General features: G+C 58.1%; 8 protein-coding genes. 6 read left to right on the top strand and 2 right to left on the bottom strand.

The window, feature by feature from the left end; genetic code table 11:
- Positions 1-600 precede the first annotated feature (600 nt).
- From dnaB to trxA, 4 genes are all read left to right on the top strand, one after another.
- Entirely contained in the window at positions 601-2,193 is a 1,593-nt protein-coding gene (dnaB, locus tag CRD20_RS05000; RefSeq protein ID WP_049170075.1) for a replicative DNA helicase, read from the top strand.
- Positions 2,194-2,335: 142 nt separating this feature from the next.
- Entirely contained in the window at positions 2,336-3,532 is a 1,197-nt protein-coding gene (locus tag CRD20_RS04995) for an acyltransferase family protein (RefSeq protein WP_069358888.1), read from the top strand.
- An 89-nt stretch (positions 3,533-3,621) separates the two neighbouring features.
- A complete protein-coding gene (locus CRD20_RS04990; RefSeq protein WP_187399906.1) occupies positions 3,622-4,470 on the top strand; it encodes a fumarylacetoacetate hydrolase family protein in 849 nt (282 codons plus the stop codon).
- A 142-nt stretch (positions 4,471-4,612) separates the two neighbouring features.
- On the top strand, positions 4,613-4,993 hold the full coding sequence (gene trxA, locus CRD20_RS04985) for a thioredoxin (protein ID WP_016421700.1): 381 nt from the start codon (positions 4,613-4,615) through the stop codon (positions 4,991-4,993).
- A 104-nt stretch (positions 4,994-5,097) separates the two neighbouring features.
- Here the strand turns inward: trxA and CRD20_RS04980 are convergent, their stop codons facing one another.
- Positions 5,098-6,399 carry a serine hydrolase gene (locus tag CRD20_RS04980; protein ID WP_187404971.1) on the bottom strand — a complete coding sequence of 434 codons (1,302 nt, stop codon included), beginning with the start codon at positions 6,397-6,399 and terminating at the stop codon, positions 5,098-5,100.
- 161 nt (positions 6,400-6,560) lie between these two features.
- Here CRD20_RS04980 and CRD20_RS04975 point away from each other — a divergent pair, with 161 nt between their 5' ends.
- Positions 6,561-7,406 carry a PspA/IM30 family protein gene (locus CRD20_RS04975; RefSeq protein ID WP_187399904.1) on the top strand — a complete coding sequence of 282 codons (846 nt, stop codon included), beginning with the start codon at positions 6,561-6,563 and terminating at the stop codon, positions 7,404-7,406.
- A 181-nt stretch (positions 7,407-7,587) separates the two neighbouring features.
- Here the strand turns inward: CRD20_RS04975 and CRD20_RS04970 are convergent, their stop codons facing one another.
- A complete protein-coding gene (locus tag CRD20_RS04970; RefSeq protein ID WP_070858421.1) occupies positions 7,588-9,156 on the bottom strand; it encodes an NYN domain-containing protein in 1,569 nt (522 codons plus the stop codon).
- 261 nt (positions 9,157-9,417) lie between these two features.
- Between CRD20_RS04970 and CRD20_RS04965 the strand changes: the two genes are divergently transcribed.
- Complete coding sequence (locus CRD20_RS04965) at positions 9,418-10,695, top strand: MFS transporter (protein WP_187404970.1); 1,278 nt, start codon at positions 9,418-9,420, stop codon at positions 10,693-10,695.
- Positions 10,696-10,821: the final 126 nt, after the last annotated feature.

Genomic DNA, 10,821 nt, shown 5'->3' with positions numbered 1-10,821 from the left:
GGTTTAAGGCTGGTTTAAAGCCTTTTACGCAGGTGCTGGAAAGAGCATCTACGACTTGTCCACAGGCTAACGATGATTGCTGTGGATAAACCTGTGGGTAACTTGCCTGGCTGCCGTGGATAACTCTTCTGGAGTGCACGAGATTTTTATTAATTCATCGTTAATAATCTCCGCATGAGCAGCATCGATGCTAAAGGGGTACCAGAGGATTACATTTGTGCAGGATTAAGGCAAATACGCACTGACCTGCGTAGATAGAATATTTTCAGGTTGAAACTTCGCCACCCCCGTTAACATTCAAGCGACGGTTTAGGGTTACGGACCGTTCACCTGGACTTTTCTTGATTGTGCACATGTTCTCCCCAGGCTTATCCACAGGTACTGTGGATAACTTCGGGGATAAACACCGTAGAAGATTGTTTTCCGGGGCCTTCAAGGGTACTTTTACAGGTCCGTCAATCCGCTCGAACAGGTATAACTGCGGTAGGTAGTCAGGTGTCCAGTGCTGGCGGTCGGAACAGACATATTGAGTGTGACGGTCAGTCAGCAACAGGGTTGAAAAGGCACCTAAGTGGTCCAGAAGGGGAGGAGCTGCTCACGATGAGTCAGCCTGTAGGTGATGGTGGTCATTCCGGAGCAGGGGACGAGGCGTCGTCCTACTCGGTAAATTCCCACGATGATTCCTTCGATGACGTTCCGCTGCCTCCGGAACCGCCGGTAGAGGATGCGCCACCGGAGGAGTATTCCTTCTCGCAGAGCTCGGGCAACGGATCGTCGGCAAGCGGATCTGGGGCGCGGGACTGGGAGCGAGACCGTGGTCGTGGCGCTCGTGCGAGTGCCGTCGCGGGCGCGACTTTTGAGCGCACCCCGCCGCACAATATCGAGGCGGAGCAGAGTGTGCTCGGCGCGATGCTGCTGAACTCAGAGGTCGTCGCGGATGTGTACGAGCAGCTGACGCCGGAGGATTTCTACCGGCCAGCGCACCAGACGATTTACTCGGCGATTTTGCACCTCTACGGTGAGTCCTCGGAAATTGACCCCATTTTGCTGGCAGGTCGTCTGGATCGAACTGGAGACCTGGAGCGTATCGGTGGTCCGCTGTACCTGCACACCTTGGCCTCCCTGGTGCCAACGGCGGCGAATGCGCAGTTCTATGCCCGCATTGTTGCGGAGAAGGCGACAATCCGTCGCCTGGTCGAGGCCGGCACGAAAATCGCCCAGATTGGCTATGCGGGCGCGGAGGACACGGAGCCGGAGCAGCTGGTGGATGAGGCGCAGCAGCTCATCTTCAGCGTTGGACGTGAGAACACGAAGAATGACTACGTTCCCATCGCCGATGTCCTGGATGACACGCTGGAGGAACTGGATCTTATTACCCAAAACGGCGGTCTGGCGCAGGGTGTGCCGACGGGGATTACCAACCTGGACAAGCTGACAAATGGCCTTCACCCAGGTCAGATGGTGATTATTGCGGCTCGTCCGGGTGTGGGTAAGTCCACGCTTGCAATGGACTTCATGCGTTCGGCATCGATTCGCAACGGCATGACCAGCGCAATTTTCTCGTTGGAAATGTCGCGCAACGAAATCATGATGCGCATCATGTCCGCAGAGGCGAAGATCAACATGGCATCTTTGCGCTCCGGTGACCTGGATGAGCGGGACTGGACAAAGCTGGTCGAGGTCGGCGACAAGATTCGTGATGCTCCGCTGTTTATTGATGACTCGCCGAACCTGACCATGATGGAGATTCGCGCGAAGGCACGTCAGCTGAAGCAGAAGCACGATCTGAAGATGATCGTGGTCGACTACCTGCAGCTGATGAGCTCGGGTAAAAAAGTCGAGTCCAGGCAGCAAGAGGTCTCGGAGTTCTCCCGTCAGCTCAAGTTGTTGGCGAAGGAGCTCGAGGTACCGCTGATTGCAATTTCGCAGCTGAACCGTGGTCCGGAAGCTCGCACAGATAAGAAGCCACAGGTCTCGGACCTGCGTGAGTCGGGTTCGCTGGAGCAGGATGCCGATATCGTCATGCTGATTTACCGGCCGGACTCGCAGGAGGCTGACCATGAACGTGCTGGTGAGGCGGATATTATCGTCGCAAAGCACCGTGGTGGACCGACCGGAAGCATTGCTGTGGCCCACCAGCTGCATTACTCCAGGTTCGCCAACCTGGCGGAGGAGCCCAGCGGTTCTCTCTAGGTGCCTGGCCTAGCCACCCAGAATTAGTGCAATCCGGGTGGCTAGGTAAGGTGAGTGACAGTCAATGGGGCGAGTTTTCGTGCGTTGATGGTTTTGAAGGTTTTGAGGGTTACGCGTAGTCGTCGGGAAGCGGGGAAGCACTATGTCACCAACTGCCGCTCCCGTGGCAGCGGAGGCCAAAGCGAAAAGGCAGAAGAGTGCGCCGAAACAGCGCGTCGGTTGGGTAGATGCGGCTAAGGGGCTGTGCATTCTTTTAGTTGTGCTTGGCCATGCCATCACAGAGCTGCAAGCGCACGGTTACTACACGGCGCAGTGGGCGGGGATTAACTTCTTCCTCGGACCAATCCGTATGCCGCTGTTTTTCCTGTTATCTGGTCTGTTCGCCGGTAAGGCACTCAAGGAGTCGTGGCATAAGCTGGCCAATCGCCGAATCTGGGTGATGGTTTATCTCTACGTGATTTGGGTGCCACTGCGTGACTTCGTACTTTTCCTCATGCCATATACGCACGTGGATGCCGATGGCATAGTGTCTCCACCGCCGATCACGGACCACAGCGCGTGGGGGCCGCGAATTTACAACACGCTTCACGCGATCATCGAACCAACTTCCTACCTGTGGTTCCTGTGGGCGCTGGCGCTGTTTGCAATTCTCACACGAGCATTTCGCTGGGTACATCCGGTGATTCAGCTCATCGTTACAGGCCTCATTAGTGCATGGGCACCTTTTGCCTCGTCCAGCTGGTCGTGGGACTTCGTCAGCAAAATGCTGTTCTTCTACGTGCTGGGCATGTACGGTGCGCCCTGGATTTTCCGGATGGCACAGCGTCGCAGCGGCCTCTCACTGCTAGTGACACTGACGGCGTTCCTGTCGGTGGCAATCTGGGTGCAGGCGACCTACTCGAGCTTTAACGAAGGCAACGTCGGCTTCACCCGCGTGTACCTGTCCACCACTGGCGCACTGGCTGCAATCAATGTCATGGCGATGCTGCAGAACACTCGCCTAGTTGTGCCTTTTGAAAAGGTTGGCGGCCGAACGCTGCCTATCTTCCTCATGCACATTCCAATGTTGGTTGTGGTCATGATTATTTGTGACCTCATCCTGCCGAAGGACCCACACTTAGTCATCATGACGCCGCTGGTGACTATCATTGCGGCGATGCTGTGTCTTGGTCTGCACAGGTTGCTGCTTGCCATCGGTGCCGGGTGGCTCTTTGTCCGTCCTGCGTGGGTAGTGCGCATGACTACGCCGGGGCAGCGTGCCCTTCAGCGCAGTCAGAATCCTTCTTCCCTGCCTGAAGGCGAGGCTCCGCGTCAGCCGAAGAGCGAACCTGCTTCCTAATTCAGCTCAACAAGGCGGTAGCGTGGAACCGGGAGCCGATCAGGCGGCAGAAGTGACACAGAGAATAGCCATGAAGAAATGAGAAAGCCATGCGTCTAGCAACGTTGCGATACCAGGGTGCAACCCGCGCCGCTGTTCTCGGCGACGGCGTAGCGGTCCTTTTTGATGACCACTGTCTCGGAGATGTGTTAGCGCGGCCAACGTGGGGTCGTGAAGCGGAAGAACTCTTGGCGGAGGCGGGGAACAACCCTGACAACGTCATGGCGGAGAGCGCGTGGGCGTTCGCACCGCTGATCACGCGGCCGGGCAAGATCGTCTGCGTCGGCCTGAACTATGCCGCGCACATCGATGAGATGGGACACCAGCGCCCCGAGGTGCCGACGTTATTCGCGAAGTTTGCCGATGCCGTCGCTGGCGCGAAGGATGATATCCGAGTGCCGGAGGCCTGCGCGGAGAAGCTCGATTACGAAGGCGAGCTCGCGGTTATCGTCGGCGAGACCTGCCTGCGGGTGTCGGAGGAGCAGGCACAGGACGCTATCGCTGGGTACGCGATTATGAATGACTTCACTCAGCGCGATTTCCAGTACGCTACCGCGCAGTGGCTACAGGGGAAGACGTTGCAGCGCGCCAGTGCTTTCGGGCCGTGGATGCTCACGGCCGATGCTTTCGATGCGGACTCCGCGCGGGTGCGCACATACGTCGACGGAGAGCTGCGCCAGGATGCACCGATTGCGGACCTTGTTTTCTCCCCGGCGAAGTTGATCGCCTACATCTCACAGTTCGTGCAGCTGAACCCGGGCGATGTCATCTCCACGGGAACGCCGGCGGGTGTTGGACACGGCATGAGCCCGCAGACCTACCTTCAGGATGGTCAGGAAATGGTCATCACCATCGATGGCCTGGGTAAACAGGCCAACACTGTCCGCATCAACCACTAGCTCGCGCCGCTTTACGACGTTCCCGCGAACCCGGCGGGAATGAATCGACCCCCGCGTGCGTTGTGGGAGACTAACGGGTAAAAACCTACGTAAAGAACGTGAAGTTAGAACACGACGTTAAAGAGTAAGAGGAGTTAGACCCATGGCAACTGTTGATATTACGAACGAGACTTTCGCTGAGACTATTCAGAACAACGACATCGTGCTCGTTGATGCCTGGGCATCCTGGTGCGGTCCGTGCCGCCAGTTCGCCCCGATTTATGAGAAGGCTTCCGAGAAGCACTCAGAGGTAGTGTTCGCAAAGCTGGACACCGATGCCAACCAGGAGGTTTCGGCAGCCCTGGGCATTCAGTCGATTCCGACGCTGTTTGTTTTCCGCGAGGGAATCCTGCTGTTCCAGCACTCTGGTGTGCTGCCGGAGGCCGCCCTGAGCGATCTGGTTGGCCAGGCTTCGGAGCTGAACATGGATGATGTCCGTGCGCAAATTGCCGAGCAGGCCGCACAGGATAGCGCTACCGAGTAAACTCTGCGGTTCAGCCCGCATACTGTGCGTTTTCCGACTTGGAGCACTTCCGCGTAAGCCCCCGCGCCTGAACTAGCCCTCAAGCGCGCGGGGGCTTTTTGTATCTAGTCCGCGCGCTGGCCACGAATGAGCCAGCCAATACCAAAGCCAGCGAGTGCTGCTACTAGCGCCCACAGGGCTGGAGCGACTTTGTTTGAGTCCTCCTCAATCGACAGTGGTGCGCTGGTGCGGGCGTGCTTTGTCTCCTTCTCACCTGTTGGCAGAACCTGCCCGTCTGGGAACACGTGCTTGACAGCTTCGGTGAGTTCGTTGGCGGTCAGGTTTTTGCCCAGAACCGCGATAGCGTAACGGTCATCGTCGCCAAAGAATCCGGCAGTGGTGTGCTGCTCTTCGTACCAACCGGACTTGTTGGCAATCGTTTCCTTCGGTAGCGCTGCACGCAGACCGAAGTTCTGGTCTGCATCGCCGTAGGAGTAGCGCGGCAGTGAGTACATCAGCTGACGCATGTATTTGGTCTCCGTGTCGCTCAGCCCGCCTTCTTCGCTCAGCATGCGGTCAAAGTAGGCGACCATGTCGGCTGGCGTACTGGTGGTGGCTCCCCACATAGGCGAGCCGACGGTCTTATCCGAGAGACCGTAGCGCTGCCGGACATTGTCAACGATGCGTACACCGCCGTAGGAATCCCACAGCTCGTCAGTTGCTTCGTTGTTGGAGTATCGAATCATGTCGTCGCGCAGCATGGCGTCGGGGTTGCCCTCAACCGGCATATCACCCTGGCCAGCGACGATCTCGCCCTTCTTCGGCTGCGTGTAGTTGGAATAGGCCACAACATCGGCGACGAATACCTTCATCAGGCTGGCAAGGCGAAAAACATCATCACAGTGTGAGTTGCAGATGAACTCACCGGTCTGGCGATCCAGAATGCCCATGCCGAGCATGCCGCCCTTAGCATCGAACTTCTCGGTCACTTCGTCGAGACGAGTTTGCACGCCAAGGCCCCACTGGGTCTTCGCCCCTGGCACAAGTGGGGGAAACTCCTTCGGCTCACTTTTCACAGTGCTTTCCGGCGGCTCCGTCGAGGACGTTTCCGATGTCGGTGAAGAGGTTTTCTCGGTCGACTTCTCAGCCGACTGTTCCGCCGACTTCTCTGCGGTTCGCCCTGTGCTCTTCTCAGGAGCCTTTTCAGTTGGCTTTTCGGTGGTCTTCTTGGTTTTTGCGTCGGAGGGCTTAGCCGGCTCCGTTGACGATGGAGCTGCTACGACTACCTGCGAAAATGCACCGGTATCGGTGGAGTCAGCAGTTGCGGTGACTGTCGCGTTAGCCAGCGGCGCAGTTGCTGACAGAGTAATTACCGCGGCGAGACTCGCGGCAAGTCCGCGGTACGCGCGTTGAGGGCAATGAACCATGTTTAGAGAGTTTACAACTCTGGGGGAGTCTTGCTTGTCGGTAACCAGCTCTTTCCGTTTGCCGAGAGAGAGCGAGCTAGCTCACGTACAATTTTTTAAGAGATGGAATCTTCTCGGTTCCGATTAGTTATTCCGCATATGTTGAGGAAGGTTGGATTTGCATGGCTAATCCATTTGCCAAGGGCTGGAAGTACATGATGTCTTCGTTCGATAAGAAGATCGAAGACAATGCGGATCCTAAGGTTCAGATTGCACAGGCAGCTGAGGCCGAGCGTCAGCGCCATCAGGAGATTCAGCGTCAGGCTGCGGCTATCATCGGCAACCGCAATCAGCTGGAAATGCAGCTGGGGCGGTTGACCTCTGAGCGTGACAAGATTACCGAGAACACCCGGCAGGCACTCGCCAATGCGGATCAAGCTCGTGCCAAGGGCGATGAGGCCACTGCACAGAAGATGGAAAGCACTGCTGAGGTGTTTGCCACTCAGCTGGTGAATGTTGAAAAGGAGCTGGAAAATACTACGCAGCTCCACCAGCAGGCCGTATCTGCTGCTGAGGAGGCACAGCGTCAGGCGCAGCAGTCGCAGGCTCGCTATGAGCAGATTAAGCAGGATATCCGCAAGCTGGAGTCGCAGGCCGATCAGGCCAAGATGCAAGAGACCGCGTCGAAGACTCTCCAGAGCATGCAGGGTATTTCCGAGGATCCGAATGTGCCGACTTTGGATTCGGTCCGTGAGAAGATTGAAGGCCGCTACGCCAATGCGTTGGGCGCTCAGGAGCTCGCGGAATCCTCACAGGCAGGTCGCATGGCTGAGATCGAGACTTCGACTCGCGATGCCGCTGCTGACATGCGTCTGGCCGAAATTCGTGCCCAGATGAGTAATGAAAACGCTGCTCTCGAATCCGGTTCTGCCGCGAAGGATAACGCCGGCGAGCTGGAGTCCGCCGAGTCCGCCGAGGCTGTCGAGGCCGTTGAGGACACCACAACGGACGCAGACGAAGCGAAGTAGCGTTCACCAGTTTCCAACAATCGCCAACAAGAAAGTGTCGGGGTTTATGTCAGTTTGAGCGGGAAAAACCACCCTAAACTGACATAAACCCCGACACTTTCTCGCACCGGCAGCGCCAGCAGCGACAGTAGCGCCAGCAGTGCTGAAGCCACCGAAACTGCTGAATCCGTGAGGCGCGCTATTACTCCAATTCGCCGTTCTTCCGCGCGAGCAGCACTCCGCGGATACCGGCGTGGAAACCATCGCGCAGATTGACGCGCTGCGTCTCCGTCAGCGTGTATTCGTGCAGGGTTTCGCACGCAAACTGCAGCAGCGGACGATCAATGTCCGGTGGCAGCCCACCACCAGAGAGCAAGTGGGCACTATCGCGCGCCTGCTCGTTCGCAATATTCTCGTACCACCAGTTCGCGTACTGCTGTCCCACATCGAACGGCGTCTGAAAACCCGCGGATGCCCACACCTCGTTCGGCAGGGGCACGTATCGACTACGCAGCTTCCTCCTTGGCGCCATCATCGAAGGATTCGGCCGCGGGCTTGGTTTCGGCGTACTCGTGTTGGCACCGTCTTCGCTTGTCGACGACTCCGTCGCCGACTCCCCACTGCCGGTTGCAGTCGACGACGCGGAATCGGAGGCAGACGCGCCTGCATGCTCGGCTCCGGTGTTGTTCGCAGTGTCGTTACCAGCCCCACTGCCAGTGTTGACTGTCGCGCCGGGCATGGCCGCTGGAGAAGGCTGTGCTGGCTGCGTTGGCTGCGTTGGTGAGGCAGCCGAAACGCCCGAAGCAGCGGAATCCACCCGTGTAGCTTCCGAACCGCCGGTGCGCTCTACCTCAGCGCGGTGCTCAGCCTGCGCCGGGATTTCCCGGGCACCCATCTTGGCCGCGTGCTCGACCTCGTTGAACTTCGGCGAGTCGGCCTTGGCCGTCGGCGTGGCTGCGGCATTGTCTTCGCTGCGACAGTCGGAGTCGCTGTCAGCCGTGGGGGATGGCACAACGCGCTGGTCCTGCGGAACCTCCGGAGTTCCGGCCTCCGGCGAAGCAGCGTCACCGTCGGCGGCGGAGGGAGTGTTCTCCGTGCCGTCGTCAAGCGAGCCCTCGCCCGGAGGAGTGATGCGCGTATCCGGCACGCAGGTAGCGCCGAGATCTTCGATTGGTTCGGCATCGCCCAGCGGCTTATTCGTGCGGACGACCGGTGGGATTGGGCCTTCGAGGACATTGAGCTGCATGGCGTCGGCGAAGTCCTCGCGGGGATCGAGGATTGTCGTCGAATCGCAGGCATGGCGAAGTGCACCGGACATGGAGTCCCAGCCGAAGCCGTAGAGATGCACGCGCACACCGGCAGCCGAAGCCTCGGCGACGCCGGGCAGCATGTCCGCATCGCCCGAGACCAGCACGATATCGGAAACTTGGTTGCGCAGGCCGGCGACAACCATGTCTGCGACGAGCCGAGTATCGACGGCCTTCTGCGTCCGTCGGTCACCCCATTCAATGAGTTGACCTGCGCGCAGCTGCACACCATCGATCGTGCGCAGTGAGCGCTGGTAACGATGCGGCCCCGACTCCGGGATGCCGTCGTACCAAAGTTGCCGCTGAACTGGCTGGTTCAGCTGCTGGTTAATCATTCGGTCAAGGACACTAACTACTTCTCTAAGGTCGATTTCTAATTGCCCGCGGGCTCCGGTTTCCCACGAGTTGTAAAAGCTCGCCAATAAATATGACGTATCGACGAACACCAATGTGCGTTCAAGCATGGCTCCTAATTCCTGATTCTTTATTAACTAAATAAGCAAACCGGTTACATCGACAAGGATGCCCGAATAATTCATTCTATGCGCTAAACATGTTTAACTTCAGGGACTATTCTTAATAAGCCGCATCACTTTGACCGCTCTTCGCGGGTTGGCAGGAGTGCGAGTCGACGAGAAGGCACCGATCAATTTAGGTATTGACGTGCAAAGAAATCGCCCCGCGAAGAGTACGACCACACAGGAGAAGGGGAGTTACAAACAGGTATGAGACGCTGGTTCGGCCTATTGGTTCTCATTACTGTGTTGGGACAAGCGGTTTTCAACGGCGGTCGCGTGCTGCTTTCTTGGCGAGTCCTCGATTTTGGCGGTTCCGCCGCCACCGTCGGCTGGTTCACTGCCGCATTTTCACTTGTACCTCTTATTATTGCGCTTCCCGCCGGCAAGCTTGTCGACAGTCATCGCGCCACCGAAGTCATGTACTCCGGTCTCGTCGCCACTGTCATTGCTGCAGCAGTAATGGCGCTCTCGCCCAACCTACCTATTCTTCTGCTCGGCTACGTGGCCCTGGGTTTTGCCCACATGACCACGCTCATCGCCGCTCAAGGCATGGTTTCGCACCTGCGCGGCGGCGTCGCCGGGCTCGATAGCCTCTTTGCTTATTTCACGCTCGGAATTTCCGTCGGGCAGTTCCTCGGCATTGTCGGTGCAGGTCTGCTCACTCCCAACCACGACGGCAGCGCCATGACCGCCACCACTTCTGCGCTCTGGGCGATGACGGGAATCGGCGCGGTCGCCCTGGTCATCGGCTGGCCGGTCGCAACTGCTTATCGACGGCACGAAGCGAATGCAGCCGCCGAAGTGCAAGCTGCTAGCTCAACTGAGCAATCCCCGGCGTCGACTGTTAGCGACCGCAGCCGGATGGGCAAGAGGCGGCCGGCGCAGGCCGAAGCCAGCGGCGCATCGGTCCTAAGCATCCTGCGTATCGACGGCATGTCCAGCGCCATGGCTGTATCAATTGCGGTCATCGTAGCCATTGACCTGTTGACGGCATATGTGCCGGTGCTGGGACGCGAACTGGGCTTTAGTGTTGCCGAGGTGACGGCAATCCTTGGTGCGCGTAGTGGCCTCGCGATTATTTCCCGAGCCCTCATGCCGACTGTTTTGCACCGAGCTAATCGCAATCGAGTCCTTATCATTGCAGTTTGTGCCGGTGTCCTGCCGCTTTTGGCAATGCCGTGGCTACAGAGTGCGTGGCTGATGGTTGTCGCGGTTGGTATCTGTGGCTTGGCGTGGGGTTTTGTCATGCCCATGTCAATGACGTGGGTGAGCTCCCTGGTGGATGCCGAAGTGCGCGCTCAGGCGCTATCCATCCGACTGATGGGTAACCGCTTGGCGCAGGTCATCCTGCCGCCGGTTGCTGGTTTGGGGGCTACCGCGATGGGTGCAGGCAGCGTGTTTCTGGGTGCGGGTGCGCTGATGGGGGTCGCGTCTGCCACTGCTTGGCGACGACTCGCAGGTGACAAGGCGGCTCTGACTAAGTAATTGGTCGATTTCTGAGTTGCTGAAAAGTAGCGCCCGAGCCGTAGGAAGGCTCAAATCTGGCGTACAGAGTTAACTAAAGTGATCCGTTTTCCAGGTTCTACCAGCGGATTCGCTTAAATAGGGGCA

The sequence above is a fragment of the Corynebacterium sp. LK33 genome (genome assembly GCF_014334955.1).
GTDB lineage: Bacteria > Actinomycetota > Actinomycetes > Mycobacteriales > Mycobacteriaceae > Corynebacterium > Corynebacterium jeikeium_D.
This window is presented reverse-complemented; position numbering and strand designations above follow the sequence as displayed.